Source organism: Burkholderia sp. Z1, from assembly GCF_014893795.1.
Lineage (GTDB): Bacteria > Pseudomonadota > Gammaproteobacteria > Burkholderiales > Burkholderiaceae > Burkholderia > Burkholderia theae.
Map to the genome: position 1 here is coordinate 3423796 of NZ_JACFYL010000001.1, position 26029 is coordinate 3449824.

The 26029-nt window shown below is 68.8% G+C and carries 22 protein-coding genes and 1 pseudogene; 11 read left to right on the plus strand and 12 right to left on the minus strand.

The annotated features are described in order from the left end of the window. Positions 1 to 74: 74 nt before the first annotated feature. The 3 genes from H3H55_RS15905 to H3H55_RS15915 all read right to left on the minus strand — a co-directional run bounded on the left by H3H55_RS15905 (position 75) and on the right by H3H55_RS15915 (position 2317). A complete protein-coding gene (locus tag H3H55_RS15905; protein ID WP_193099251.1) occupies positions 75 to 482 on the minus strand; it encodes a hypothetical protein in 408 nt (135 codons plus the stop codon). Continuing rightward, positions 479 to 865 carry a hypothetical protein gene (locus H3H55_RS15910; RefSeq protein ID WP_129513105.1) on the minus strand — a complete coding sequence of 129 codons (387 nt, stop codon included), beginning with the start codon at positions 863 to 865 and terminating at the stop codon, positions 479 to 481. Before H3H55_RS15910 ends, H3H55_RS15905 begins: the two co-directional genes overlap by 4 nt. Before the next feature lie 165 nt (positions 866 to 1030). Continuing rightward, a complete protein-coding gene (locus H3H55_RS15915) occupies positions 1031 to 2317 on the minus strand; it encodes an EAL domain-containing protein (RefSeq protein ID WP_129513106.1) in 1287 nt (428 codons plus the stop codon). Between the two features lie 296 nt (positions 2318 to 2613). On the opposite strand from H3H55_RS15915, the gene H3H55_RS15920 reads away from it, so the two are divergent. Then, a complete protein-coding gene (locus H3H55_RS15920) occupies positions 2614 to 4281 on the plus strand; it encodes a Na+/H+ antiporter (RefSeq protein WP_193099252.1) in 1668 nt (555 codons plus the stop codon). Positions 4282 to 4366: 85 nt separating this feature from the next. Here H3H55_RS15920 and H3H55_RS15925 read toward each other — a convergent pair whose 3' ends face one another. Together H3H55_RS15925 and H3H55_RS15930 are read right to left on the minus strand one after the other, a co-directional pair. Continuing rightward, positions 4367 to 7939 (minus strand): indolepyruvate ferredoxin oxidoreductase family protein, encoded by a 3573-nt coding sequence (locus H3H55_RS15925; protein ID WP_193099254.1) that lies wholly within the window; start codon positions 7937 to 7939, stop codon positions 4367 to 4369. Between the two features lie 1735 nt (positions 7940 to 9674). Continuing rightward, on the minus strand, positions 9675 to 10232 hold the full coding sequence (locus tag H3H55_RS15930; protein ID WP_193099255.1) for a sugar O-acetyltransferase: 558 nt from the start codon (positions 10230 to 10232) through the stop codon (positions 9675 to 9677). 346 nt (positions 10233 to 10578) lie between these two features. Between H3H55_RS15930 and H3H55_RS15935 the strand changes: the two genes are divergently transcribed. Then, positions 10579 to 11193 carry a glutathione S-transferase family protein gene (locus H3H55_RS15935; RefSeq protein WP_193099256.1) on the plus strand — a complete coding sequence of 205 codons (615 nt, stop codon included), beginning with the start codon at positions 10579 to 10581 and terminating at the stop codon, positions 11191 to 11193. Between the two features lie 32 nt (positions 11194 to 11225). On the opposite strand, the gene H3H55_RS15940 is transcribed toward H3H55_RS15935, so the two are convergent. Together H3H55_RS15940 and H3H55_RS15945 are read right to left on the minus strand one after the other, a co-directional pair. Continuing rightward, on the minus strand, positions 11226 to 12188 hold the full coding sequence (locus tag H3H55_RS15940; protein ID WP_193099258.1) for an ion channel: 963 nt from the start codon (positions 12186 to 12188) through the stop codon (positions 11226 to 11228). 191 nt (positions 12189 to 12379) lie between these two features. Continuing rightward, positions 12380 to 13399: a sulfate ABC transporter substrate-binding protein gene (locus H3H55_RS15945; protein ID WP_193099260.1), complete on the minus strand. Its 1020-nt coding sequence runs from the start codon at positions 13397 to 13399 to the stop codon at positions 12380 to 12382. Positions 13400 to 13850: 451 nt separating this feature from the next. Between H3H55_RS15945 and dapA the strand changes: the two genes are divergently transcribed. Further along, complete coding sequence (gene dapA / locus H3H55_RS15950; protein WP_193099263.1) at positions 13851 to 14744, plus strand: 4-hydroxy-tetrahydrodipicolinate synthase; 894 nt, start codon at positions 13851 to 13853, stop codon at positions 14742 to 14744. A 56-nt stretch (positions 14745 to 14800) separates the two neighbouring features. Here dapA and H3H55_RS15955 read toward each other — a convergent pair. From H3H55_RS15955 to H3H55_RS15965, 3 genes and pseudogenes are all read right to left on the minus strand, one after another. Beyond that, positions 14801 to 15180: pseudogene (locus H3H55_RS15955) on the minus strand (type II toxin-antitoxin system VapC family toxin). Then, positions 15180 to 15383 carry a hypothetical protein gene (locus H3H55_RS15960; RefSeq protein WP_193099264.1) on the minus strand — a complete coding sequence of 68 codons (204 nt, stop codon included), beginning with the start codon at positions 15381 to 15383 and terminating at the stop codon, positions 15180 to 15182. Before H3H55_RS15960 ends, H3H55_RS15955 begins: the two are co-directional and overlap by 1 nt. 115 nt (positions 15384 to 15498) lie before the next feature. Beyond that, entirely contained in the window at positions 15499 to 16551 is a 1053-nt protein-coding gene (locus H3H55_RS15965) for a LysR substrate-binding domain-containing protein (protein WP_193099266.1), read from the minus strand. A 106-nt stretch (positions 16552 to 16657) separates the two neighbouring features. Here H3H55_RS15965 and H3H55_RS15970 point away from each other — a divergent pair, with 106 nt between their 5' ends. Further along, the gene (locus H3H55_RS15970; protein ID WP_193099268.1) at positions 16658 to 17932 is read left to right on the plus strand and encodes an MFS transporter; all 1275 of its coding nucleotides are present in this window, start codon (positions 16658 to 16660) and stop codon (positions 17930 to 17932) included. Positions 17933 to 17987: 55 nt separating this feature from the next. On the opposite strand, the gene H3H55_RS15975 is transcribed toward H3H55_RS15970, so the two are convergent. Further along, complete coding sequence (locus H3H55_RS15975; RefSeq protein ID WP_193099270.1) at positions 17988 to 18626, minus strand: glutathione S-transferase family protein; 639 nt, start codon at positions 18624 to 18626, stop codon at positions 17988 to 17990. A gap of 112 nt (positions 18627 to 18738) precedes the next feature. Between H3H55_RS15975 and H3H55_RS15980 the strand changes: the two genes are divergently transcribed. The 3 genes from H3H55_RS15980 (at position 18739) to H3H55_RS15990 (ending at position 22285) form a co-directional block, all read left to right on the plus strand. Then, on the plus strand, positions 18739 to 19659 hold the full coding sequence (locus H3H55_RS15980; RefSeq protein WP_193099272.1) for a LysR substrate-binding domain-containing protein: 921 nt from the start codon (positions 18739 to 18741) through the stop codon (positions 19657 to 19659). A 175-nt stretch (positions 19660 to 19834) separates the two neighbouring features. After that, positions 19835 to 20119: a hypothetical protein gene (locus tag H3H55_RS15985; RefSeq protein ID WP_129513121.1), complete on the plus strand. Its 285-nt coding sequence runs from the start codon at positions 19835 to 19837 to the stop codon at positions 20117 to 20119. A gap of 45 nt (positions 20120 to 20164) precedes the next feature. After that, entirely contained in the window at positions 20165 to 22285 is a 2121-nt protein-coding gene (locus H3H55_RS15990) for a phosphocholine-specific phospholipase C (protein ID WP_193099273.1), read from the plus strand. Between the two features lie 61 nt (positions 22286 to 22346). Here the strand turns inward: H3H55_RS15990 and H3H55_RS15995 are convergent, their stop codons facing one another. After that, entirely contained in the window at positions 22347 to 22970 is a 624-nt protein-coding gene (locus H3H55_RS15995; protein WP_048247756.1) for an RBBP9/YdeN family alpha/beta hydrolase, read from the minus strand. A 348-nt stretch (positions 22971 to 23318) separates the two neighbouring features. Here H3H55_RS15995 and H3H55_RS16000 point away from each other — a divergent pair, with 348 nt between their 5' ends. Genes H3H55_RS16000 through H3H55_RS16015 form a run of 4 tightly spaced genes read left to right on the plus strand, consistent with a single transcriptional unit; the run spans position 23319 to position 25974 of the window. Further along, a complete protein-coding gene (locus H3H55_RS16000) occupies positions 23319 to 24260 on the plus strand; it encodes a 2-hydroxyacid dehydrogenase (RefSeq protein WP_193099275.1) in 942 nt (313 codons plus the stop codon). A 39-nt stretch (positions 24261 to 24299) separates the two neighbouring features. Next, positions 24300 to 25232: a hydroxymethylglutaryl-CoA lyase gene (locus tag H3H55_RS16005; protein ID WP_193099277.1), complete on the plus strand. Its 933-nt coding sequence runs from the start codon at positions 24300 to 24302 to the stop codon at positions 25230 to 25232. A 26-nt stretch (positions 25233 to 25258) separates the two neighbouring features. Then, positions 25259 to 25765 carry a YbaK/EbsC family protein gene (locus tag H3H55_RS16010; RefSeq protein ID WP_048247763.1) on the plus strand — a complete coding sequence of 169 codons (507 nt, stop codon included), beginning with the start codon at positions 25259 to 25261 and terminating at the stop codon, positions 25763 to 25765. Continuing rightward, a complete protein-coding gene (locus tag H3H55_RS16015) occupies positions 25762 to 25974 on the plus strand; it encodes a DUF1289 domain-containing protein (protein WP_193099279.1) in 213 nt (70 codons plus the stop codon). The genes H3H55_RS16010 and H3H55_RS16015 overlap by 4 nt, the downstream gene beginning before the upstream one ends. Positions 25975 to 26029 lie beyond the last annotated feature (55 nt).

A 26029-nucleotide genomic window follows, 5' to 3' on the forward strand; every position in this document is an offset into this window, starting at 1 on the left:
GCGATTCGTCAGGACAATTCGCGCATCCTAGCCGAGCGGCGTGACGGGCGCCAGCGTACCGGGCGCGGGGTGCGTCAGCCGCGCCGCACAAGCCCCACGCCGACGAGCGCGGACACGGCCGTCACCGTGATACCGCTCGGCCAGAACCGGAACATCCGTGCCGCCACTTCCAGCCCCTGCTGCCGCATCGTGTCGACGATCTCCGGCGACAGCAGGATCGTCGCCCAGCCCATCGTCCCGAGCGCGCTGATGGCCGTCGCGACCAGCAGTGCGATGCCCGCACTGCGCGCGCGCGGCCGGAATTTGCCGGCAAACGCGCCTGCGACGAGCAGCACGGCCGAAAAGGCAAACAGCCCACCGACGAACGCAAGCATCACGACCGGGTGACCGGCGTCGATGAACACGGCCGTCTGCGCTGTAATCAGGCAGGTTCCCGCAATCGTGAACAGCACGATCGCCAGCGCATTGCGCACGAAGCTCATGCGAGCGACTGGCGGAAATACGCGGTCGCCGGGCGCCGGAACAGCAGGTAGATGAACAGCGCGAACAGCAGGAAGCCGGGAATCAGCACCGCGAACATCGACGCCGGCATGTTGACGAACGAGAACGCGAAGCCGAACACGGACGTCGCGATGTAAGCCTTACGCGACCACTCGCGGCCCTTGAGGATCGCGATGCCGATCACGACGTTCGCGGCTTCGATGATCACGCTGACGCCGAGCGTCGCCCAGACGGGCAGCAGGTAGTGCGACAGCAGCGCCTGGGTGGTCGGCATGCCGATCGAGAACGGCGTATAGACGCACGTGATCGCGTTGGTCACGATGATGATCCACGCGAGGATGGTCAGCGAAATCGGTCTTTTCATTATGTTTTCCTTTTATTCGCCGCCATGGTGGCCCCCGGGACGGCGCAATCGCGGTCACGACGGCCGCGATCGGGCCATTCTCGGGGAAGCGCGCGGCGAATGCAACGGCCGGCCGGCGCCGGTGCGCCCCGGTCGCCAGGATCGCCGCACGCAGCGCAGGCGGCGCTAACCGGCGTCCGCTTCGTCGTCGGCCCAGTCGATATCGCCGCACAGCACGCGCTGCGCATCGCCGACGCGCACGGCCACCGACAGCGTCACGCATGGCTGCGCCTCGTTGATCGACAGGTACGGCCGCGTGACCTGCACGCGCCCCGGTTCGGCGATCGCCGAGCGGAAATACGGCCGGCGCAGCCAGTTCGCGCCCTGCGCGTCCGCGAGCGGCGAGAAACGCGCCTCGCTCAGCGCGCGATCGGCGCGCAGCACGACGTTGCGGCCCGACTGCCGCCCGTGCGCGTCGAGCAGGAAGCAGCGCGCGGCCGCGTCGAGTGCGAGGAAATTCCAGCACACCTCGTCGAGCGGCTCGCCGGACGCGAGACGCTCGGCCGCGCGCTCGAACGCGCGCAGGTACGGCGCAAGCCGCTGCGCGTCGCGCCGCTCGCGCACTTCGGTTTGCTGACGAAAGCGCTCGGTCAGCTCACCAATGCAACCCGTCGCGGCCGCACTGTCGGGCAGCCCGGGCGCCGGGCGGCCGAAGTAGTAGCCCTGCACGAAATCGGCCTCGCACGACAGCGCGATCTGCGCCTCGTGCTCGGTCTCGATCCCCTCGACTAGCACGAGCTTGCCGGCCTCGTGCAGCAGCGTCACGAGCCCGTGCAGGATCGCGGTGAGCCCCGTGCGGTGTGCCGCGTGCGACAGCATGATCCGGTCGAGCTTCACGATGTCCGGGTTCAGTTGCCAGATCCGTTCGAGGTTCGAGTGGCCCGCGCCGAAATCGTCGAGCGCGATCAGGAAGCCATGCGTGCGGAATTCGCGCACGGCCTCGGCGAGCCGCTCGACGTCGTCCGCGCGCTGTTCGAGCACTTCGAGCACGATGCGGCGCGGCGGCATGCCGAGCCGCTTCAGGTTCGCGAGCAGCGCGGCCGCCTGGAACGGATCGGTGAGCACGCCCGGATGGACGTTGAGAAACAGCCACTCGCGCTCGGCGCCGAGCAGCGCGAAGTTCTCGAGATGCAGCGCCTGCGCGAGCCGGTCGAGCTGCAGCAGCTCGCCCTGGCGCGCGGCTTCGCCGAACACGTCGAGCGGCGACACGGGGCGGTCGAGCGCATCGTGTGCGCGCAACAGCGCCTCGTAGCCGACCGCACGCTGGTGCGACAGGCTGAATATCGGCTGGAACACGGTCGTGAGCGTCAGGTCGCGATGTTGCGTCGCCAGACGTTCGAGGCCGGAGCTCATCTCCCGCTCGAACCGGTACGGCGACGCGGCGGCCGGACGCTCCTGTTGCACGATCGTCATGCCTTCCTCCTGGTGATGCACTCGCGCGCGACGACCGACGAAACGGACGACGCGCGCAATGTCATGGTTGGACCCTCGGTTGCCCGGTCGATGCCGGACGGCTGACCTGCATCAAGCAAGCTCCGTGCAAGGTGCGTTCAGCCCATATGCCGTGCGGGCGCGCCGGACTGCCGCACCACCGTGGCGCGTGTCCGATGCACCATTTTCGTGCGCACGCACCGGCCGCTCGAACGCACCCGTTACGCCGGCACGCTACACTCCGTACGATCGTTTCATTCCCCGTATTCGCCGTATCGATGGAAATCGTCTTCACCGTCCTGATCCTGCTGCTGACCGTCGCGCTGTCCGGCGCGGTCACGCGCCTGCTGCCGTTGCAACTGCCGTTACCGCTGATGCAGATCGTGTTCGGCGCGATGCTCGCGTGGCCGAAGCTGAACCTGCACGTCACGTTCGATCCCGAAATCTTCATGCTGCTGTTCATTCCGCCGCTGCTGTTCGCGGACGGCTGGCGGATTCCGAAACGCGAGCTGTACCTGCAGCGCCGCGCGATCCTGATGCTCGCATTCGGGCTCGTGTTCATGACGGTACTCGCAGTGGGCTACTTCGCGCATTGGCTGATTCCCGAGTTGCCGCTGCCGATCGCGTTCGCGCTCGCGGCCGTGCTGTCGCCGACCGACGCGGTCGCGCTGGCGGGCATCGCCGGCCGTGGCCGGATCCCGCCGCAGCTGATGCACATCCTCGAAGGCGAGGCGCTGATGAACGACGCGTCGGGCCTCGTTGCGCTGAAGTTCGCGATCGCGGCCGCGCTGACGGGCATGTTCTCGCTGCGGGCCGCGTCGGTCACGTTCGTGATCGTCGCCGCCGGCGGGCTCGCGACGGGCGCGATCGTGTCGTGGGTGTTCAGCGCGCTGTCGACGCGCTTCCTGAACGCCGAGCAGGAAGGCGATCCGGCCCCCGGCATCGTGATGACGCTGCTCGTGCCGTTCGCGGCCTACCTGTTCGCCGAGCATCTCGACCTGTCGGGCGTGCTGGCGGCCGTGTCGGCCGGGATGATGATGAACTACACGAGCTTCTCGCGCAAAAGCACCGTCGCGTCGCGCGTACGTGCCGAAAGCACGTGGGCGATGATCGAGTTCGTGTTCAACGGCATGGTGTTCATCATGCTCGGGCTGCAGCTGCCGCACATCATCGGCCGTGCGCTCGTCGACGCGCACCATACGAGCGACGCGCTCGTCGGCCGGATGATCTTCAACGTGTGCGCGATGATGCTCGCGCTGTATGCGATCCGCTTCCTGTGGGTCTGGCTGCTGCGCTGGATCGCGAGCCGCCGCGCCGCGCGCCAGGGCCTCGCGGGCACGATGGCCGGCGTGCGCACGATCGCGGTGATGACGGTCGGCGGCGTGCGCGGCGCGGTCACGCTCGCCGGCGTGCTGTCTATCCCGGTCGCGCTCGCCGACGGCGCGCCGCTGCCGGGGCGCGACACGGCGATCTTCATCGCGTCGGCCGTGATCCTCGGCTCGCTCGTCGTCGCGGTGATCGGCCTGCCGCTGCTGCTGCGCGGCGTGCGTTCGTCGCGCAACCCGCTTGCCGACGAGGAGCGCACCGCGCGCTCGGCGGCCGCGCAGGCCGCGATCCGCGCGATCGATTCGTCGCACGACGCGATTTCGGCCGATCTCGACGAATCGGGTGCCGCGCGCTGCGCGGACATCTCCGCGCGCGTGATGGACCAGTATCGCCGCCGGCTCGCCGCGCTCGCCGAGGACGGCCCGACGCCGCGCGCCGAAGCGAAGCAGAGCGAAACGATGGAGTTGCAGATGCGGATCGCCGCGATCCGCGCGGAGCGCTCGGTGCTGTACCGGCTGCGCAGCGACAGCAAGATTTCCGACGAGACGCTGACGAAGCTGATCCGCGAGATCGACCTGTCGGAAACCGCGCTGTCGACGCGCAAGAAAGGCATTCTCTGACGGGCCGGCCGATGCTCGCGCGCAGCCGCCCATAAAAAACGGCGACGCCGCAGCGTCGCCGTTCTTGCATCCGCCCGCGTTCGCGTTACTTCGCGACGACGACCGGGATCCCCTTCAGCATGCCGGCGCCCTTCATCTCGTCGAGCGCATGCTGCACGGCCGCGCTCGTCGCCGCGTCGATGCCGAGCTGCAGCGCGAGCTCGCGCTCGGCGCGCTTCACGCCGGCCAGGTTGCGCACCTTCACGTGACCGAAACCGCGCACGCGGGCATGCAGGTCGGCTAGCTGCGTGACTTGCTCTGCATTGCCGGCCGTCATCGCGGCCAGCGCACGCGCGAGCGTCGTCTCGTAGTCGTCGGCGAGCGCGCGCTCCATCCTGCGCTCGACGGTGCGACCGAACGGATCGAGCCACGTGCCGCGCAGGCTGCGCACGCGCGCCAGCATGCCGAACACCGGCCACATCCACTGGCCGAACACGCGTTTTTTCGGCGTGCTGCCGTCGCTGCCGGCCTTCGCGACCGTCGGCGGCGCAAGGTTGAACTTCACGCGATAGGCCTGCCCCGGCACGCCTTCGAACTGCGCCTCGAGCGCGGTGCGGAATGCGTCGTCCGTGTAAAGCCGCGCGACCTCGTATTCGTCCTTCACCGCGAGCAGCCGGTAGAACGTCGTCGCGACCGCGCGCGTCAGCGCGTCGTCGCCCTTCGCGCGCGCCGCCGTCACCAGCGCACGATAGCGCTCGACGTAGCGCGCACCGCCGTACGCGTCGAGACGCGCCTCACGATCGGCGATCAGTTCGGCGAGCGTCTCCGGCGCGGCGTGCACGGCCACCGTGTGGCGCGCGTTCCACAACGCATCGAGGCCCGCCGCGTCGCCGGCCGACATCCGGCCGATCGAGAACGCGAGCTTGTTCATCGGCACCGCGACGTTGTTCAGCTCGATCGCGCGCATCATCGCGGCGAGCGACACCGGCACGAGGCCGAGCTGCCACGCGTAACCAAGCATCAGGATGTTCGCGCCGATCGAGTCGCCGAGGAATTTCGCGGCGAGCGCCTGCGCGTCGCAGCTCGACAGGTAGCCGTCGCCGGCCGCGTGATGCATCTTTTCGAGGAGCGCGTCCGCATGCAGGTTCGCGTCGGGGTTCTGCACGAACGACGCGTTCGGGATCCGGTGCGTGTTGACGACGATCCGCGAACGCTCGTGACGCACCGTCTGCAGCGCTTCGGCGCTCGCGCCGACGACCATGTCGCACGCGAGCAGCACGTCGGCCTGCTGCGTGTCGATGCGCACCTGGTTCAGCCATTGGTCGCTCGATGCGATCCGCACGAACGACAGCACCGAGCCGCCCTTCTGCGCGAAGCCCATGAAGTCGAGCACCGACGCGCTCTTGCCTTCGAGGTGCGCGGCCATGCTGATCAGCGCGCCGACCGTCACGACGCCCGTGCCGCCGACGCCCGTCACGAGCATGTCGAACGGCGCCGCGTCGAGATGCGTCGCCGGCACCGGCAGCGCGTCGACGCGCGCGGCAAGCGCCGCTTCGTCGAACGCCGCGCCCGCAGCCTTCTTCAGCGCCGCGCCTTCGAGCGTCACGAAGCTTGGGCAGAAGCCGTTCACGCACGAATAGTCCTTGTTGCACGACGACTGGTCGATGCGGCGCTTGCGGCCGAGCGGCGTTTCGAGCGGTTCGACCGACAGGCAGTTGGACTGCACGCCGCAATCGCCGCAGCCTTCGCACACCGCGTCGTTGATGAACAGGCGCTTGTCCGGATCGGGGAATTCGCCTTTCTTGCGGCGGCGGCGCTTCTCGGCCGCACAGGTCTGGTCGTAGATCAGCACGGTGACGCCCGGCGTCTCGCGCAACTCGCGCTGCACGGCGTCGAGTTCGCTGCGGTGATGGAACGTCGTGCCCGTCGGGAACTGGCCGTGATGGCCGTCGTACTTCTCCGGTTCGTCGGACACGACGACGAAGCGCGACACGCCTTCCGCCTCGACCTGCCGCGCGATCTGCGGCACCGAGATGCTGCCGTCGACCGGCTGGCCGCCCGTCATCGCGACCGCGTCGTTGTAGAGGATCTTGTACGTGATGTTCGCTTTCGCGGCGACCGCCTGGCGGATCGCGAGGATGCCCGAGTGGAAGTAGGTGCCGTCGCCGAGGTTCTGGAACACGTGCTTCGTGTTCGTGAACATCGCGTGCGCGGCCCAGTCGACGCCCTCGCCGCCCATCTGGATCAGCCCCGTCGTGTCGCGCTCCATCCACGACGCCATGAAGTGGCAGCCGATGCCGGCCTGCGCGATCGAGCCTTCCGGCACCTTCGTCGACGTGTTGTGCGGGCAGCCCGAGCAGAAGTACGGCGTGCGCTTCACCGCGTCGGCCTCGTTCGACAGGATCTGCGGCGCGACGAGATCGACGACGCGTTCGCGGCGGTCGAGCGCCGGCTTGTGCCGCGCGAGCCATTCGGCGAACACGGGCAGGATGCGCGACGGACGCAGCTCGCCCAGCTCGGACAGCAGGCAGGCGCCGGCCGCGTCGTGCTTGCCGAGCACGCGCGGGCGCGCACCTTCCGTGCGGTTGTACAAGTAGTCCTTGATCTGCTGCTCGATGACCGGGCCCTTCTCCTCGATCACGAGCACTTCGGCCAGCCCGTCGACGAAGGTCTCGATGCGCGTCATCTCGAGCGGATACGACAGGCCGACCTTGTAGATCCGCACGCCGGCCGCGTCGAGATCGGTCACCGTCAGGTCGAGACGGCGCAGCGCTTCCATCAGGTCGAGGTGCGCCTTGCCGCAGGTGACGATGCCGACGTTCGCCTGCGCGCTCGGCGCGATCCACTTGTCGATGCTGTTGGTGCGCGCGAAATGGCGCACCGCGTCGAGCTTCGCGGCGAGGCGCGCCTCGATCGTGAGGCTCGGCAGGTCGGGCCAGCGGTTGTGCAGTCCGCCCGCCGGCGGCGTGAAGCCCGCCGGCGCCGGCCACTGCGTCTGCAGTGCGTCGAGGTCGACGGTCGAACCCGACTCAACCGTTTCCGAGATCGCCTTGAAGCCCACCCACGCGCCCGAATGGCGCGACAGCGCCCAGCCGTACAGCCCGAATTCGAGCATGTCGGCGATGTTCGCCGGGTTCACGACCGGCATGTGCCACGCCATCATCGCGAAGTCGCTCTGGTGCGGCATCGACGACGACACGCAGCCATGATCGTCGCCCGCGACGACCAGCACGCCGCCGTGCGGCGACGAGCCGTACGCGTTGCCGTGCTTCAGCGCGTCGCCGGCGCGATCGACGCCCGGGCCCTTGCCGTACCACATCGCATACACGCCCTCGACCGTGCGCTCGGGATCGGCCTCGACGCGCTGCGTGCCGAGCACGGCCGTGCCGCCGAGTTCCTCGTTGATCGCGGGCAGGAAGCGCACGCCGCTGCCGTCGAGCAGTTTCTTCGCCTTCCACAGCTGCTGGTCGACCATGCCGAGCGGCGAGCCGCGATAGCCGCTGACGAAACCGGCTGTGTTGAGCCCCTGCTCGGCGTCGACCGTGCGCTGCATCAGCAGCAGGCGGACCAGCGCTTGCGTGCCGGTCAGGAAGATCCGGCCGCGCGTCGCGGTCAGGTTGTCGGTCAGGCGGTAGTCGGACAGGGCAGGCGTGCCGTCGATGGGCAAGCGGGCGGTCATGGGGGATGTCTCCTGATTGTGCTGTTCTGGGCTGCGCGGCGGGACGTCGGGCGACGTGTGGCCACCGGCAGCGAATGCCTCTATTTTTTCGTGCGCAGACGAGAATGTTTTTTCTCTTCTTGCTCGGACAGGCCCGCGGCGAGAAAAACTGCGCAGCTTTTTACCGGGATTTGAGAGAGTTTTCGCGCGCGGCTGTGGGGGCGGGATGGGTGGGGTGTCGGGAAGGTCGGGCGGCTTGGCGGAAAGCCGATGTGCGTCGGAAGACGACCCGCCGGTGCGGCGACAGGCGCTGGCGCCCCGTGTGACAAGGGTTTCGGCAGCTTGAGGCGGTCACGCTCACCGTTGAAATGCACAGCGTTCCGATTGGTCGACGGCGCGGGATGTCCACAATGCCGCGCCCGCTGGGCGATCTGGCGCGCGCGCTCACCGTTCGATTGCACAGCGTTTCGAGTGGCGTCGAGCCGGGGATGTCCACATCCGTCATCGGTCTGCGATTCGCTCGGGCGCCGACCCTCACCGTCGACATTCACAGCGCGGCGAGTGGGTTCCGACGGCGGATATCCACACCGGGATTGACGCACTGTGTCGGTCCACCGTTCATCGTCACCGTTCGAATACACAGGATCGCGAGTGCGCTCGCCGGCCGGATATCCAGGTCGGACCCGCCTGCTGCGCAATCGCGGGGCTCGCGCTCACCGCTGAAACACACAGGGCTTCGAGTGGCTGCGATGGCCGTTGTTCACACCGGAACCGGCATTGCCACCCGGTCTCGCACCGACCCTCACCGTTGAAAACCACAGCGCTTCGAGTGGGCCGGAGGGCAGGATATCCACATGAACGAGAATCGGCCGATCGATCGCGGACGCGCGTTTCGAAGCACACCGACGACCGGCAACCCACGCCTGACACCGCGCACCGTCCGATCGGGCGCCGGCGCTCACCTTCAAAATACACAGTGCCGCGAGTTGTTTCGGCAGCCGGATATCCACACTGGAATCCGTGCTGTCTTCGTTCGCGTGCTGGCATCCGAGCCGGACCCACGCAACGTGTCAGGCGACTTCGACAGCCGAATGGCCGCATCCTGGCGGGCTTTCCGCCGATCGCGTGCAGACGCTCACCGTTGAATTGCACAGCGCTTCGAGTTGCTTGATAAGGCGGGCATGCGCAGCAAAATCTGCGCGTTGCAGACCACGCGCCGGCGCTCACCGTTAGAATGCACACCCCTTCGAGTGGCTTGCGGAACCGGATCTCCACGTCGCGGCGCACTCGCGGTTCGGTCACGCATGCACGCGTTCGGCTAGAATGCGCGGCGCCCGGAACCACGCCAAAGACCGGGAAACGGCGCTGGAGCGGGCGCGTCGCGAGATCGGGCACCGACACTCACCGTTGGATTTCACAGCATTTCGCTTCGTCTCGCGGGCGAGTTGTCCACAACCCTCTTCATGCGTTTCGCGGCATCCGGTCATCCTCACCGGTGAAATGCACTGGGTGCCGAGTCGTTTCGGGGTGTGGATATCCACAACCGATGGCGCAAAGAAACCTGCATCTCCACATCGGCAGAACCGGCCCGCGCATCGGCTCGCGGCAATCGAGCGATAACCGGAAAGCCCCATCCAGACGGCCTCCGCGGCACCCTCACCGTTCAAATGCACAGCGTTTCGAGTCGCCTTGACGGTGGGTTGTCCACATCCGTCCGGCCAAGCATCGTCGAGCAGGCACGCGCTCGCGGGCGGCGCTATTCGGCAATCGACCGGATAACCGTCGCCGGATTACCGCCGACCAGCGTATTCGGGGGAACGTCCTTGGTGACGACCGCCCCGGCCGCGACGACCGAATTCTCGCCCACCGTCACACCGCCGATGATCGTCGCGCCGGCGCCGATCCACACATTCCGTTCGATCAGGATCGGCTTCGCGACGACGAAGTCTCGCCGCCGGGAAGGTTCGACGGGATGGCCGGACGTGATGAGGCTGACGTTCGGCCCGATCATCACGTCGTCACCGATCTCGAGCCCGCCCAGGTCGTAGAACGTGCAGTTCTGGTTCACGAACACGTTGCGCCCGACCTTCATGCCGGCGCCGCCCGTCGCATGGAACGGCGGGATCAGCACGAAGCCGTCGTCCACCTGCGTGCCGACGAGTTCGCTGAACAACGCGCGAACTTCAGCCGCATCGTCGAACGTCAGACGGTTGAGCTTCGCGGTGATCGCCATGGCTCGTTTTACCTCGGCGACCATCGCCGCCGATTCCGGTGTTCGTCGCGGAATGCTCGTGGTGCGATCGTGGTTTGCCATGCGTGACTTGTCTCCTTGATTTCAGCGTCTCACGACGCGCGGTGATTGCGGCCGGAGGTTTGCTTTGCCGAGCGCGTGGGTGCTGCGGGATCGGCCGGGGCAGATTGTAGAGATGCCGATCTGCGCGTCAGTTTTCGCACACCTTATAACTAGTTTTAATATAACTAGTTATTCATTGAACTCTTATTGCAGCAGGCTTTGCCCGGCTTTCCGCCCGATTCCTGTTCGACACAACGCGTCGAACCAGACTCGCACACCTGGCCGGGCGCCCCTGTCCGAACCTCCTGCGCTCGGGTACGCTTGAACATCCACCGGACCAACACCTGCATCCACACGCGGAGGCGCGATGAAGCTCTACTACTGGCCGAAGACCCGGGCATTCCGGGCGTTGTGGATGCTCGAGGAAATCGGCGTGGTGTACGAACTCGTGCCGATCGACCTGCGCTCGCACGAACAGGGCAGCGACGCGTTCGTGCAGGTCAACCCGATGGCCAAGCTGCCCGCGCTCGACGATGGCAGCGTACCGTTCGCCGAATCGGGCGCCGTACTGCTCTATCTTGCCGACCGCTGTCCGGGCGCCGGGCTCGGCATTGCACCCGACGATCCGCTGCGCGGCCGTTTCCTCCAGTGGCTGTTCTTCACGCCGACCTGCCTCGAACCGGCGATGGCCGAGAAATTCACGGGCGCGTCGGGCAATCCGGTCGCGTTCGGCTGGGGCAACATCACGCGCGTACAGCGTGCCCTCGCGCAAGCGCTCGCCCATAGCCCGTGGCTCGTCGGCGACCGTTTCACCGCGGCCGACCTGCTGCTCGCGAGCACGCTGAAGATCGCGCTCGACGCGCATCTGCTGCCGCACGAAGGCGTGCTCGGCGATTACGTCGCGCGCGCCGAGGACCGCGATGCGTTCCGCCGCGCGGTCGCGATCGAACAGCGCGAAGCGGCCCGCCTGCTGCACGCGTGATGCCTGGGCGCCGCCGGCCGCCCCGGGCGCGCTTACGCGGCCGGGCCCGGCGCCGCGGCGCCGGCTTCGACCACCACGCCCGGTGAACCACGCTCGTCGGTATCCGCATCGACCGGCACGACCTCATGAAAATGCGTGTAGTCGATGTGCGTGATGCCGTCCTCGTCGTGCATCAGGTCGACATAGCGGTGACGCCAGCGGATTTCCCCATGCGCCCACGAGTGACGCGCCTGCATGACCTGCGCGGTCGTCTCGTCCGAGCCCTCGATCGTGATCAGCAACGACGCGTCGCGCGCGGCAAGCGACTCGGGCGTCTCGCCGAACAGCGCGCTCGATTCGTCGATCACGTGCATCAGGTTCCAGCCGAGCAAAAAGATCGGATGCTCGCTGCGCACGAGCGACAGGTCGTGGATCTTGCGCAGCGAGTAGCCCTCGTGCGTGCCTTCGACGCGCATCAGCCGCAATTTCGCCTGCGCCTCGGCAATCACGTTCTGGCGCGCATTCGCGGCGCGCACCATCAGCGTCATCCGGCCGTTCAGCGGCCGCACGATCGCGTAGCGCGCGAACAGGATCTTCGCCTGCGGCCGGGAAAACCGCGCGAACACGAGCCCCGTGGCCAGCGCGATGCTCGACATCCCGACGAAGATTTCGAATGTCGCGACCATGTGCGCATAGAGGGTCTGCGGATGCATGTCGCCGTAACCGACGGTCGCGAGCGTCTCGACGCTGAAGAAGAACGCGCCGCCGAACCCGGCCGGCGACTGGTTCGCGATCGGCGCGCGGCCAAGCAGGTAGAGCGTCGCGAAACCGCCGTTGAGCAGCAGGAACACCAGCGCGAGCGACAGGAAGAACACGGGCCAGCTCACCGTCAGCGCGCGGTGATAGAAGTCGCGCCAGCCGAGCGGCGGCATCCCGTACGCGATCACCGGGCGGGTGCCCGACCAGATCTTGCGGCCACGACGGCGGGGAGCGGAGGAGGACGAATCGACGTTCATCGCACGGTGCCTGTTGCAGGGAGGCGATGAGCGTAGCACGCGCGGCGGCGACGTGGAATGAAGACGGGTTCGGAACGGAAATCCGCCGCGCCACCGGATCCGCGCGGCCGCGCAGCGTCGAAAAAAAGCCGGCCGCGTGGGCGGCCGGCTGCATCGTCATCGTGCGAACGAGCGCGCGGTGCGCGCCCCGGTCACTTCCGGTCGACGATCACCTGGTCGAACGTGCCGCCGTCGGCGAAATGCGTCTTCTGCGCGTTCGCCCAGCTGCCGAAGACCTGCTCGACGCTGAACGTCTTCAGCGACTTGAACTCGGCCGCATGTTTCTTCAGCACGTTCGCGTCGCGCGGGCGCAGATGGTGCTGCGCGATGATCTCCTGCGCTTGCGGCGTATACAGGAAGTCGAGATACGCCTGCGCGACCTTGCGCGTGCCCTTCTTGTCGACGACCTTGTCGACGACGGCGACGGGCGGCTCCGCGAGGATGCTCGCCGACGGATACACGGCGTCGAACTGCGCGCCCGACGCGCCGGTGTCCATCAGCGCGACTTCGTTCTCGAACGTGACCAGCACGTCGCCGATCCCGCGTTGCGTGAACGTCGTCGTCGCGCCGCGGCCGCCCGAGTCGAGCACCGGCACGTTGCGGAAGATCGCCTTCTCGAAGTCGAGCGCCTGCTGGTCGGTCGCGCCCTTCTGCTTCTGGAAGCCCCAGGCGGCGAGATACGCATAACGGCCGTTGCCGGACGTCTTCGGGTTCGCGATGATCACCTGGACGCCCGGCTTCGCGAGATCGCTCCAGTCCTTGATCGCCTTCGGGTTGCCCTTGCGCACGAGGAACACCATCGTCGTCGAGTACGGCGAGCTGTTGTCCGGGAAACGCGCGCGCCAGTCCTTCGGCAGCAGCTGGCCGCGTTCGGCGAGCAGGTCGATGTCGTTCGGCTGGTTCATCGTCACGATGTCGGCCTGCAGCCCCTGCAGCACCGACAGCGCCTGCGCGCTCGACGCGCCGTGCGACTGCTTGATCGCGACCGTCTCGCCGGTCTTCTGCTTGTAGGCGGCGGCAAAGCTCGTGTTGATGTCCTTGTACAGCTCGCGCGTCACGTCGTACGACACGTTCAGGATCGACGTATCCGCGTGGGCCGCCGTCGCCGCCACGACCAGCGCCGCCGCCGCGCCCGTATGCAGCCAGCGGCCGATCCCCTTCATGCTTGCCATCGTGATATGCCCCGTTCCAGTGGTGGTAAAAGTGCGTGACGGCACGCGTACGCGCTGTCATCGAAACGTAAGCGGGCATTCTAGCGGCCGGGCGCGGCGCGCTTTCCAATCAGTCGTGGAAAGCAAATCTCGAATCCTGCTAACCGGCGGCGGACGCTCGCGCGTGCGTCCGATCCAATGTTAAGATCGCCGCTCAGCCCACTTCACGGTTCATCCATGTCCGCTGCCCTGCGTTCGCCCTCGATCCTTGCCGCCATCGCGGCAGGTGCGCGCGCGGCCGGGCTGAAACTGAAAAAACGACTCCTCGACTGACGGGGACGTCGCGTCCCGTCAGGCGAATGCCGGACGGGATGCCCGCAGGTCGTTTCTTTCTCCTTGCACGCATGCCTCATTCCGGCAAACCGCCGGCGGAACGGTTCCTTCCCACTCCGTTTCCACCATGAGGCTTTGCATGAACACACGTTTCGAAGGTATCTGGCTGCCGATCATCACGCCGTTCCACCACGGCGAAGTCGATCATGCGGCACTCGCGCGGCTCGCGCGCCACTATGCGGCCGCGGGCATCGCGGGATTCGTCGCGGGCGCGACGACCGGTGAAGGCGTGCTGCTCGACGCGCGCGAACAGGACGCCGTGTTCGCGACGCTGCGCGACGCGGCGCCCGGGCTGCCGATCGTCGTCGGGCTGACCGCGAGCGCGACGCACTTCGCGGCCGCCCGCGCACGCGAACTCGCCGCGCTGCGGCCCGACGGACTGCTCGTCACGCCGCCCGTCTACGTACGGCCGACGCAGGACGGCATCCGCCGCCATGTCGAGGCGATCGTCGACGCGGCCGACCTGCCGGTGCTCGTCTACAACATCCCTTACCGCACCGGCGTGAACGTCGAACTGGACACGCTGCAGGCGCTTGCGCGCGACCCGCGTGTCGCGGGCATCAAGGAATGCGGCGGCACGCTCGACCGGATGAGCCGGCTCGTGCACGACACACCGCTCGCGATCCTGTCCGGCGACGACAACCAGAACTTCGCGGCACTGTGCGCCGGCGCGCACGGTGCGATCGCGAGCAGCGCGCACGTGCTGCCCGAATGGCATGTGCGCATCCATGCGCTGCTGCGCGACGGGCGGCTCGCCGATGCGCGGCGCCTGTCGGTCGCGCTGCAGCCGCTCGTCGCGGCGCTGTTCGCGGAGCCGAACCCGGCACCGGTGAAGGCCGTGCTGGCCGCGCAAGGTTGGTGCGAGGACGGGTTGCGGCTGCCGTTCGTGCCGGCGAGCGAAGGGTTGCGGGAAAGGCTGGTTGCCCTCTGCGCGGCACTCGACAAAATCGAGTCGAACGTCGCAGCGGCATAGGCTGCTGCGACTCCCCAGGGCGCAGGCGACGGGTGAATCTCGACCCGGAGACTATTTCAAACTGTCAGAACCAGAGACAGGCCGTACCGCGCAAGAAGCGCGTCGGCGGTCACGAGCTGAAGCGGCTCGTGCCGCGCCTGCGCGACCAGCAAGCGATCGAACGGATCGCGATGGTGGTGGGGCAAATCACGGACTGCCGCCCCATGCACGGCCCTGACCGGCAACTCGCGAATCCCGCTTGCGCCGATCGCGCGGACCAGCTTGCCCACGTCGATGTCGAGCTTTCCCAGGCCGGCCTTGATGGCGGCTTCCCAGATACTCGCGCTGCTGACGAAACGTTCGTCGGCAGCCGAGATCAGTCTGCGCGCCCGTGCGCTGAGCCTCGGGCATTGGTCACGATCCACAAGAAGATGTGCGTATCGAGCAGCAGCCGCATCACCGCCCTTCGAAAGCATCCAGCAGGTAATCGGGAAGCGGAGCGTCGAAGTCGTCCGCGATCCACGCCTGCCCTTGCAGGACGCCGAACTGAATGGGTTGCGTGGCAGATGCGAGTCGATCGGCTGCTGCCCCGTCACCGTGGATCGGGGCGTCGGCCCGTGGATCGATCGCGCCCGCGCCGGGAATGTTTGCGTTCTGCATGATGACCTCCGTTACAGGTGACCCTCACTGTAGTCAGGTTCTCGCGATCGATCCATTCGACCGATCGGCAGAGGGACTGCCGAGTCGCGGCCCGCCGCGGCAATCGAACGTCTCGTCACGCCGCCAGCGCCACCGCCGCTCCCTCCGTCGCCTCCCGCACCGCCTGCGTCACGATCTGCGCGAGCCGGTCGACGGTCGGCGTCGCCGACGACGTGCGCCGCAGCAGGATCAGCGGCAGGCTCGGCAGTGCCGGCAGGCCGAACGACGAAGCGTCGAGCACGCGCACCGACGCGGGCAGCCCGTAGTGCGAGCGCACCGTCAGCCCGAGGCCGGCCGCCGCCGCGGCCCATAACCCGGCAAGGCTCGGCGTCGTGAACGCGACGCGCCACGGCACGCCCGCGCGGTCGAGCGCGCCGGTCGCCGCGCCGAAGAACCGGCACGGCCGGTCGAACACGACGAGCGGCAGCGGCTCGTCCGGCGCGCGCACCGCACGACTGCCGGTTTCTCCCGCACCGCCGCCTGCGCCATCCTCCGCGCCGCCGTCCGCCCCCCCGAAGCCGCCCGCGCCCGCCGCGCCGATCCACTGCATCGGCACCTGCGCGATCACTTCGCCGTCGATCCCCGTCCGCGCGACGAACGCCGCCGACGCCGGATCGCCCCACACGAGCGCGAGATCGAGCTGATTCGCGTCGAGCCGGTCGAGCAGATCGGCATTGCGCGCCACGCGCGCCTCGATCTTCACCTTCGGATGCGCACGCGCGAATCGCCCCAGCACGTCGGGGAGGATCGCCTCGCCGAAATCCTCCTGCAGCCCGACCCGCACCCAGCCGTCGAGATTCACGCCGCGCACGGCCGCGGCCGCCTCGTCGTTCAGCTCGATCATCCGCCGCGCATAGCGCAGCATCGCGTCGCCGGCGTCGGTCAGCGCGAGCCCGCGCCCGGCCTTCACGAACAGCGGCGTGCCGGCCTGCTCCTCGAGCTTGCGGATCTGCGCGCTCACCGCCGACGACGAGCGCGCGACGCGGTCGGCCGCCTTCGCAAAACTGCCGAGATCCACGCCCGCGACGAGGCTGCGCAGCGCCGCCACGTCGAAGTTGGGCCGGGCCTGCGCGACATCGGGCACCGCGAGCGACTCGCCGCCGCCGCGCGGGATATCTTGTCCGGACATATCAACCATCCCGTTTTATCGAACGATTCATCAAAAACTTTCCGATTTTCAGGATGAATGTAGGCCGCCACACTGTCGATGTCAATTTCCAACCGGGACTGCCGCCATGGACACCTCGTGCATCGCTTCTCCCTCCTCGCCCGTCCGCGCCACGCGCGGCCCGGCCCATCGCTGGCGCGTGCTGGCGGCCGGCGTCGCCGCGAACATGAGCTTTTCGGCCGCCGCGGCCGGCATTCCGACCACCGCCGTGTGGATGCGCACGGCCTATCACCTCGACAACGGCGCGCTCGGTCTCGTGCTCGGCGCGCTCGGCTTCGGCGTCGCGCTATCCGAGCTGCCGTGGGGGATCGCCGCCGACCGCTTCGGCGATCGCCGCGTGCTGCTGACCGGGCTCGTCGCGACGGCCGCGATGCTCGCGTTGATGGTGTGCACGATCGTCCCGACCACGCACACGGTGCCGCCGCTGATGCGCGTCGTCGTGGCGATGTGCGGCGTCGGCCTGCTCGGCGGCAGCGTGAACGGGTCGAGCGGGCGCGCGGTGATGCGCTGGTTCGGCGAACGCGAACGCGGGCTCGCGATGAGCATCCGGCAGACCGCCGTGCCGCTCGGCGGCGGCGTCGGCGCGGCACTGCTGCCGTCGCTCGCGTCGCATCTGGGCTTCGCCGCGGTGTTCGGCGCACTGATGCTGCTGTGCGCGGGATCGGCCGCGCTGACGTGGCGCTGGCTGCACGAGCCGCCCGCCGCACCGGCTGCCGCGCACGTCGCCGCGCCTCGCCCGGTCGAGCAGTCGCATCAGCCCGCACGGCACTCGCGCAGCCCGCTCGCGAGCGGCGCCGTGTGGCGCATCGTGCTCGGCATCGGCGCGCTGTGCGCGCCGCAGTTCGCGGTGCTCACGTTCGCGACGGTGTTCCTGCACGACTTCGGCCGGCTCGGCCTCGCCGGCATCAGCGCGGCGATGGTCGCACTGCAGCTCGGCGCGATGGTGATGCGTGTCTGGAGCGGCCGCCATACCGACCGGCACGGCAACCGGCGTGCGTACCTGCGCGGTTCGGTGCTCGTCGCGGCCGGGTCGTTCACGCTGCTCGCGGCCGCGACGGCCGGCAGCGCACACGTGCCGCTCGCGGTAATCGTCGCGATTCTCGTGTTCGCCGGCATCTGCGTATCGGCGTGGCACGGCGTCGCGTACACGGAGCTCGCGACGCTCGCGGGCGCGAACCATGCGGGCACCGCGCTCGGGATGGCGAACACGATCGTCTACCTCGGGCTGTTCGCGACGCCGCTCGCGATTCCGCCGCTGCTCGCCGTCAGTTCGTGGAGCGTGGTGTGGCTCGCGGCCGCACTGGTCGCGGGCGCGACCTATCCGCTGTTCGCCGCGCGATAGCCACCGCGCGTTGCTTGCTGGCGTCGCGGCATGCACCACGACGCCCGCCTCTGCGTCAGCCCGCCTCGCGCGCCAGCGCACGCCGCGCGGCCGGCCGTTCGGCCTCGCGCTGCGCATGCGCGGTCCACGCGGGATGCCGCGCCATGTCGAGTCCGATCGCGACACCCCAGCGATACAGCACGAACAGGAACGGATCGACGATCGAATGGGCGCCCGGCTCGGCCCACGTGCGGCCGTCGGCGAGCGCGGCTTCGATCGACGCGTTCGCGGTTTCGATCACGCCGCGACCGTGCTCGCTGACCGCACCGTGCAGGGCCGGATCGCCGATGAAGCGGCCCGGTCGCCACAGCGCGCCGTAACCGACGCCATGCACCCAGCCGACCAGCCAGGCGAGCCATTCATGGCAGCGCGCCTCGCGCAGCGGATCGCCGAGCGGCAGCAATTGGGCGTCCGGATAACGGCGCGCGAGATACGTGAGGATCGCGGGCGTTTCGGTCAGCACGCGCGGTTCGCCCGGAATCGCGAGCACGGGCACGCGTGCCTTCGCGTTGATCGCGAGATAACGCGCTTCGAGGTTCTGCTGCTTCTGCACCGAGACGATCTCGACGTCGAACGGCGCGCCGGTTTCCTCCAGCGCGATGTGAGCGGCCAGCGAGCAGGCGCCCGGCGAAAGATAGAGACGATATGCGTTCATGGTGGTGTGGCCCGACGGGGCTGTGGAAGACGGAACCGAGTGTAGGAACGCGTGCCCGTGCGCCGCAAACGATGAATTGTCGTGCTCGGACATTAGTGTTACTAATACCCGCATGCGACGCATCCACCTTCCTCCACTGCAGACGCTGCGTGCGTTCGAGACCGCCGTGCGGCTGCAGAGCTTCACGCGCGCGGCCGATGCACTCGCGCTCACGCAAGGCGCGGTCAGCCAGCACATCCGCGCGCTCGAGGCGCAGCTCGGTTATCCGCTCTTCACGCGCGAGCGCAACGGCGCGACCCCGACGCAGGCCGCGCATGCGCTCGCGCTGCAGGTGCGCCAGGGCCTGAGCGTGCTCGAACGCGCATTCGAACCGGCGCTCGCCGTGCGCAGCCGCCCGCGCACCTGCGACGTCACGCTGAACGTCAGCGTGCTGCCGAGCGTCGCCGAGCGCTGGCTCGCGCCGCGCCTGCCGCGCTTCGCGGCCGCGCATCCGCACATCGCGATCGCGCTGCACCCGGACGTGGCGCTCGCGCCGCTGCGCAAGCGCGACCGCATCGACGTCGCGCTGCGCTACGGGCCCGGCGCGTGGCCGGGCGTCATCGCCGAGAAGCTGATGAACGAGACGATCTTCCCGGTCGCGAGCCCCGCGTACCGCAATCGCGACGGCGTCGCGCCGCGCGCGCCGGCCGACCTCGTGCGCGCGACGCTGCTGCGCCACCCGGCGCAGCCGTGGGAACCGTGGTTCCAGGCCGCACGGCTCGACCTCACCGAATCCGCGCGCGCGCCGCGCTTCACCGATGCGAACGCGCTGATCGACGCGACGCTGAAAGGACGCGGCGTCGCGCTCGCGCGTCGCTCGCTGATCGAACCCGAACTCGCGGACGGCACGCTGGTGCGCGTGTCGACGGTGCGCGTGACCGACGTGTATGCGCACTACGTCGTGTGGCGCCCCGGCCATCCGCACGAAGCGGCGATCCGCACCTGGCTCGACTGGCTGCGCAGCGAGGTGCGGCGCAAAACGCCGCGACGCTGACAGGCGGCACGCGGCGATGGCCGCACGCCGCCCGCATGCACACACGCGAAAGCAATTAGTCGGCTTGGCGAAAGCATTTCGCGATCACGCACCGGTCGCAAACGATTCACCGAAACGTCGCATCGCTTCGGCATACTCGAGAACGTTTCCCGATCAGCCTGCCAGGAGAGAAGTCATGCGTCGCGTTTTTGTCGCCGTCGTTCTGTGTGCCGCCGCTTTCGTCGCCGCCTGCAGCGATGACGCGCAGCACGATGCGCACGCGACCGACGCCTCGCAGCAGGCCGGCGCATCGGCCGGCTCCGCCAGCGCGTTCAACAACGATGCATCCGCGAACGCCGCCGCGTCCGATGCCGCCCCGCTCGCGCCGCCGGTCGTGCACTACCCGCCAGATGACGACGACGACGCGAAGCCCGCGATGAACGCGGCCGCGTCGGCCACCGCCGCGTCGTCGCCAGGCTGATTCCGCCGTTTCCGTCCCCCTGACCGCAGAACCGAGGTGAACAACATGCCGTCATCGAGCCGCCGCCGTTTCCTGCATACCGTCGCACAATCCGCGGGCGCCGCCGTTGCGCTCAATGCGTTTCCCGAATCGATCCGCCGCGCGCTCGCGATTCCCGCCGCGCGCGGCACCGGCACGATCCGCGATGTCGAGCACATCGTCGTGTTCATGCAGGAAAACCGCTCGTTCGATCATTACTTCGGACACCTGCGCGGCGTGCGCGGCTACAACGACCGCTTCCCGATCCCGCTGCCGAACGGCAAGCCGGTGTGGTACCAGCCGTCGAAGGCCGATCCGGGCAAGCCCGTGCTGCCGTTCCGGCTGAATACGCTGACGACGAGCGCACAGTGCGTGGGCGACCTCGACCACTCGTGGTACAAGACGCACGCGGCGATCGACGGCGGCCGCTACGACCAGTGGCCCGCGAACAAGACCGACATGACGATGGGCTATCACGTGCGCGAGGACATCCCGTTCCACTACGCGCTCGCCGATGCGTTCACCGTGTGTGACAACTACTTCTGCTCGCTGCCGGGGCCGACGCACCCGAACCGTTCGTACCTGATGACCGGCACGGTCGACCCGACCGGCAAGTTCGGCGGCCCGCTGCTCGACAACAGCGACTATGTCGACGGCGACGGGCCGCCCGCCTATCAGCTGCTGTCGTGGACGACCTTTCCCGAGCGCCTCGAGGCGCACGGCGTGTCGTGGCAGATCTACCAGCAGGGCACGACGGGCAACGATCCGTACAACGGCAACTACGGCACGAACGTCCTGCAGAACTTCGCGAACTTCATCAACGCGAAGCCGGGTTCGTCGCTGTACCAGCGCGCGCAGACGGTGCGCACGCTCGACAACCTGAAGGACGACGTGATCAACGACCGGCTGCCGCAGGTGTCGTGGCTGTGCCCGCCCGCCGCGTTCTCCGAGCATCCGAAATACACGCCCGCGTACGGCGCGAACTACACGTCGCAGATCCTCGACGCGCTCACGTCGAACCCGGACGTATGGCGCAAGACCGTGCTGTTCATCATGTACGACGAGAACGACGGCTTCTTCGACCACATCGTGCCGCCGCAGCCGCCGACGTCGGCCGCGCAGGGCGCATCGACCGTGACGACCGACGGTGAGCTGCATACGGTCGTGAACCCCGGCCGCGGCGGCAGCTACACGGCCGACGGGCTGCCGTACGGTCTCGGGCCGCGCGTGCCGATGACGGTCGTGTCGCCGTGGACGAAGGGCGGCTTCGTGTGCTCGCAGGTGTTCGACCACACGTCGGTGATCCGCTTCATCGGCGAGCGTTTCGGTGTCGACGAACCGAACATCACGCCGTGGCGCCGCACCATCTGCGGCGACCTCACCGCCGCGTTCGACTTCCGCTCGTCCGACGCGTCGTTCCCGCCGCTGCCCGACACGAGCCAGTACCGCTCGATCGCGGACCAGCAGTGCACGTCGCAGCCCGCGCCGACCGTGCCCGCGACGCCGTCGCCGGTCGCCCCGCAGGAGCCCGGCGTGCGACCGGCGCGCGCGCTGCCGTACGAACTTCACGTGAACGCGAGCGTCTACGGCGGGAACACGCTGCGCATCGAGTTCGCGAACCGCGGCAACCAGGGCGCGCACTTCCACGTGTATTCGACGAACCGCACCGACGGCCCGTGGCGCTATACGGTCGGCGCACGCCGCCTGCTGCATGCGGATTTCGACCTGACGGTGACGAACGGCGCGTATGCGTTCTCGGTGTACGGGCCGAACGGCTTCGTGCGCGTGTTCTCGGGCAACGTGTCGGCCGCGACCGCGCCTCATCGCCACCCGGCGCAGCCCGAGGTGAAGGCCGGCTACGACGTCGCGAACGGGAATTTGTACCTGAAGCTGCACAACCACGGCGGGGCGCACATCACGCTGACGCTGACCGACAACGCGTACGGCGCGCCGGCGCGGCAGGTCACGCTGCACGGCGGTGACGAGCGCGTCGAGCAGTGGGCGCTCGCATCGAGCCACCAATGGTATGACGTGACGGTGAGCGACGGCGCGAACGGCACGTTCTCGCGCCGTTTCGCGGGCCACGTCGAGAACGGCCGGCCGAGCTATTCGGACCCGGCTGCGGTGCAGCCCGTCTCCGCGTCGTAAGCGCGACGGCGCGACGTTGCGCGGCACCCGCCGCGCAGCGCGCGCTACCTGGCCCGATCCGTCAGACCGCGTGCGCGAGCGCGCGGTCGACGAGCGCGGCTTCGAAGCCGTCGTCCGCGTCGCGAAAGCGCAGCGGCGCCGCGCAGTGCACCAGCGTGTCGATGAAGTACTTCGCGCGCGGCCACGGTCCGAAGCCGGCGGCCGTGTTGATGTGCCCGGCGTCGCCGAGGTTCACGAACGCGCTGCCCAGGCGCTGCGCGAGCGTGCGCGCATCGGCGAGCGGCATCCACGGATCGGTCTCGCTGCCGATCACGATCGACGGCGCCGCGAGCCGGCGCGCGTCGAACGGCCCGGCGAACTTGAATTTCGCAGGGCTGGCGGGCGCGACGAACAATACGCCCGCGACGTCGCCGGCATGCGGCCACTGCGCGAGCGCATGCGCGGTCGCGAGGCAGCCGAAGCTGTGCGCGGCCAGCACGAACGGACCGCGCTCGCGGTCGAGCAGCGCGCGCACGGATTGCGCCCAGCGCACGAGATCGGGCGCATCCCAGTCGTCCTGCTCGACCCGCAGCGAGCGCGGGAACTGTCGTTCCAGCCAGGTCTGCCAGTGGGCGCCTTCGCTGCCGTGCAGGCCCGGAACGGTGACGAGCCGCGGCGGCCACGCCGATTTGCTGCATGCGCGCATGATTGCCCTCGCTTGCTTGAAGACGGGGTTCGATTGTGGCGCGCGGTATCCGGCGGCCGAACCAATATTTTGTGCTTTGCTTTTGCGCGGGGCGGCCGTCCGCCGGACGGCGACCCGGGGCGGGCCACCCCGCGCCGGGCGGCCCGTCCGCGCAGCGGCGCGCGATGCGCCGCGAAACCGTAGAATGTGGGCTTCCCGTCAGCTTCACACGGAACCGGACCGGGCGCCGACGCGCCGGGCCCGGTCGTCAGGAGACGCCCCGATGTCCGCTACGCCCGCCGGCGCGCTGCGCCCGTTCCATCCCGCCTGTCCCGCGACGCGCCGCACCGGCGTGCGCGAAATCACGCGATGAGGATCCTTTTTTATTCGCCTCATCAGGAAGCCGGCGCGTGGCGCGACGAGATCGCGCACGCGCTGCCGGAAGCCGAACTGCGCGCGTGGCAGCCGGGAGACACGGCCGCCGCCGACTACGCGCTCGTCTGGCGCGCGCCGCGCGAGTTCTTCGCGCCGCGCGACGGCCTGCGCGCGATCTTCAACCTCGGTGCGGGCGTCGACGCGCTGCTCGCGCTCGACCGCGCGCATCCGGGCACGCTGCCGCCGCACGTGCCGCTCGTGCGGCTCGAGGATTCAGGCATGGCGCAGCAGATGGTCGAATACGTGACGCATGCAGTGCTGCGCTACCTGCGCCGCTTCGACGAATACGACGTGCAGCAGCGCGAGCGCCGCTGGCACCCGCTCGAACCGCATCCGCGCGCGAGCTTCACCGTCGCCGTGCTCGGCCTCGGCGTGCTCGGCGCGCAGGTCGCGCTCGCGCTCGCCGCGCTCGGCCTGCCCGTGCGCGGCTACAGCCGCAGCGCGAAACAGCTCGACGGCGTCACGACCTTCGCCGGCGACGGGGCGTTCGACGCGTGCATCGACGGCGCGAAGGTGCTCGTCAACCTGTTGCCGAGCACGCCCGACACCGACGGCATCCTGTCGGCGCGCACGTTCGCGCGGCTCGCGCCCGGCGCGTATGTCGTCAACGTCGCGCGCGGCGCGCATCTCGTCGAGGCCGACCTGCTCGACGCGCTCGAAAGCGGCCGGATCGCCGCGGCGACGCTCGACGTGTTCCATCGCGAGCCGCTGCCGGAAGACCATCCGTTCTGGCGCACGCCGCGTATCACCATCACGCCGCACAGCTCGGCCGAGACATTGCGCGCGGAGGCCATCGAGCAGATCGCCGGCAAGATCCGCGCATTCGAACGCGGCGAGCGCGTCGGCGGCATCGTCGACTACGCGCGCGGCTATTGAATTCCGCCTTGCACAGATATCAGGAACCAGGAGACAACCATGACGTTCCCCACCGCCGTCAAAATCGTCGAAGTCGGCCCGCGCGACGGGCTGCAGAACGAGAAAACCTTCGTGCCGACCGACGTGAAGATCGCGCTCGTCGACCGCCTGTCGCGCGCCGGCTTCCGCAACATCGAGGCCGCGTCGTTCGTATCGCCTAAATGGGTGCCGCAGATGGCCGACGGCGCCGACGTGATGGCCGGCGTCGAGCGCCGCGCGGGCGCGGTGTACTCGGTGCTCACGCCGAACCTGAAGGGTTTCGAGAACGCGCTCGCCGCGCGTGCCGACGAAGTCGTGATCTTCGGCGCGGCAAGCGAGGCGTTCTCGCAGCGGAACATCAACTGCAGCATCGCCGAGAGCATCGCGCGCTTCGAGCCCGTCGCGAAGGCCGCGAAGGATGCGGGCCTGCGGCTGCGCGGCAGCGTGTCGTGCGCGCTCGGCTGCCCGTACCAGGGCGAGGTGCCGGTCGCATCGGTCGTCGACGTCGTCGAACGCTTCGCGGCGCTCGGCTGCGACGAGATCGACATCGCCGACACGATCGGCGTCGGCACGCCGAACCGCACGCGCGAAGTGCTCTCGGCCGTCACGCGCGTGTTCCCGCGCGAACGCCTGTCGGGCCACTTCCACGACACCTACGGCCAGGCGCTCGCGAACATCTACGCGGCGCTGTTCGAAGGGATCGAGATCTTCCACGCGTCGGTCGCCGGCCTCGGCGGCTGCCCGTACGCGAAGGGCGCGACCGGCAACGTCGCGACCGAGGACGTGCTGTACCTGCTGCAGGGCCTCGGCATCGATACGGGCGTCGATCTCGCGCAAGTGGTCGCCGCCGGCGACTTCATCTCGAACGCGATCGGCCGCACGAACGTGTCGCGCGCCGGCCGCGCGCTGATCGCCAAGGCGCAAAGCGCGGCCGACGCCGCGAACTGCGTCTGACCCCGGCATTCCATGGATTCCTCACTATGACGACACCTGCTTCATTCGATTCCCTCCCTGATTCCGCGCGGCGCGTCGCGCTGCTGCTGCGCGAGCGCGGACATGCGAAAGGCATCGTGATGCTCGCCGAAACCGGCAAGACCTCGGCCGAGGCCGCGGCCGGGCTCGGCTGCTCGGTCGCGCAGATCGCGAAGTCGATCCTGTTTCGCCGGCAGTCGGACGGCGCGCCCGTGCTGGTGGTCGCGAGCGGCGTCAACCGGGTCGACGAGAAGAAGGTCGCCGCGCAGGTCGGCGCGGTCGGCCGCGCGGACGCGAAGTTCGTGCGCGACAACACCGGTTATGCGATCGGCGGCGTCTGCCCGATCGGCCATCTCGTCGAACCCGTCACGCTGATCGACGCCGACCTGCTCGAGCTCGACAGCCTGTGGGCCGCCGCCGGCCATCCGCACGCGGTGTTCAACCTGTCGCCGCACGAACTCGTGTCGCTGACGGGCGCGCCGGTCGCGGATGTCGCGTTGCGGGACCAGGCATGAGCGACGTGCCGGTGGCAGTGGTAGTCGGCACGGTCGCATCGCCGTGCACGGACGTCTGCAGGATCGATCCGCGCACCGACTGGTGCGCGGGCTGCCTGCGTACGCGCGGCGAGATCAAGGCGTGGCGTGCGTCGGACGACGACACGAGGCGCGCGCTGCTCGCGCGGCTCGATGCGCGGCGGCGCCTGATCGCCGGCAGCGAGACATAAAAAAAAGCCGTTCAGCCTCACGGGCGAACGGCGTCGAGATCGGAATCCTGTGAAC

What these genes read in the sequence shown, in the direction of transcription:
- H3H55_RS15995 (WP_048247756.1), bottom strand. Translation starts at nt 22,970, where the DNA reads ATGCGCGCATGCAGCAAATCGGCGTGGCCGCCGCGGCTCGTCACCGTT.
- H3H55_RS15970 (WP_193099268.1), top strand. Translation starts at nt 16,658, where the DNA reads ATGGACACCTCGTGCATCGCTTCTCCCTCCTCGCCCGTCCGCGCCACG.
- dapA (WP_193099263.1), top strand. Translation starts at nt 13,851, where the DNA reads ATGAACACACGTTTCGAAGGTATCTGGCTGCCGATCATCACGCCGTTC.
- H3H55_RS15990 (WP_193099273.1), top strand. Translation starts at nt 20,165, where the DNA reads ATGCCGTCATCGAGCCGCCGCCGTTTCCTGCATACCGTCGCACAATCC.
- H3H55_RS15905 (WP_193099251.1), bottom strand. Translation starts at nt 482, where the DNA reads ATGAGCTTCGTGCGCAATGCGCTGGCGATCGTGCTGTTCACGATTGCG.
- H3H55_RS15910 (WP_129513105.1), bottom strand. Translation starts at nt 865, where the DNA reads ATGAAAAGACCGATTTCGCTGACCATCCTCGCGTGGATCATCATCGTG.
- H3H55_RS16015 (WP_193099279.1), top strand. Translation starts at nt 25,762, where the DNA reads ATGAGCGACGTGCCGGTGGCAGTGGTAGTCGGCACGGTCGCATCGCCG.
- H3H55_RS15945 (WP_193099260.1), bottom strand. Translation starts at nt 13,399, where the DNA reads ATGGCAAGCATGAAGGGGATCGGCCGCTGGCTGCATACGGGCGCGGCG.
- H3H55_RS15930 (WP_193099255.1), bottom strand. Translation starts at nt 10,232, where the DNA reads ATGGCAAACCACGATCGCACCACGAGCATTCCGCGACGAACACCGGAA.
- H3H55_RS15975 (WP_193099270.1), bottom strand. Translation starts at nt 18,626, where the DNA reads ATGAACGCATATCGTCTCTATCTTTCGCCGGGCGCCTGCTCGCTGGCC.
- H3H55_RS16010 (WP_048247763.1), top strand. Translation starts at nt 25,259, where the DNA reads ATGACGACACCTGCTTCATTCGATTCCCTCCCTGATTCCGCGCGGCGC.
- H3H55_RS15980 (WP_193099272.1), top strand. Translation starts at nt 18,739, where the DNA reads ATGCGACGCATCCACCTTCCTCCACTGCAGACGCTGCGTGCGTTCGAG.
- H3H55_RS15925 (WP_193099254.1), bottom strand. Translation starts at nt 7,939, where the DNA reads ATGACCGCCCGCTTGCCCATCGACGGCACGCCTGCCCTGTCCGACTAC.
- H3H55_RS15965 (WP_193099266.1), bottom strand. Translation starts at nt 16,551, where the DNA reads ATGTCCGGACAAGATATCCCGCGCGGCGGCGGCGAGTCGCTCGCGGTG.
- H3H55_RS15915 (WP_129513106.1), bottom strand. Translation starts at nt 2,317, where the DNA reads ATGACGATCGTGCAACAGGAGCGTCCGGCCGCCGCGTCGCCGTACCGG.
- H3H55_RS15940 (WP_193099258.1), bottom strand. Translation starts at nt 12,188, where the DNA reads ATGAACGTCGATTCGTCCTCCTCCGCTCCCCGCCGTCGTGGCCGCAAG.
- H3H55_RS16000 (WP_193099275.1), top strand. Translation starts at nt 23,319, where the DNA reads ATGAGGATCCTTTTTTATTCGCCTCATCAGGAAGCCGGCGCGTGGCGC.
- H3H55_RS15960 (WP_193099264.1), bottom strand. Translation starts at nt 15,383, where the DNA reads ATGCAGAACGCAAACATTCCCGGCGCGGGCGCGATCGATCCACGGGCC.
- H3H55_RS15920 (WP_193099252.1), top strand. Translation starts at nt 2,614, where the DNA reads ATGGAAATCGTCTTCACCGTCCTGATCCTGCTGCTGACCGTCGCGCTG.
- H3H55_RS16005 (WP_193099277.1), top strand. Translation starts at nt 24,300, where the DNA reads ATGACGTTCCCCACCGCCGTCAAAATCGTCGAAGTCGGCCCGCGCGAC.
- H3H55_RS15985 (WP_129513121.1), top strand. Translation starts at nt 19,835, where the DNA reads ATGCGTCGCGTTTTTGTCGCCGTCGTTCTGTGTGCCGCCGCTTTCGTC.
- H3H55_RS15935 (WP_193099256.1), top strand. Translation starts at nt 10,579, where the DNA reads ATGAAGCTCTACTACTGGCCGAAGACCCGGGCATTCCGGGCGTTGTGG.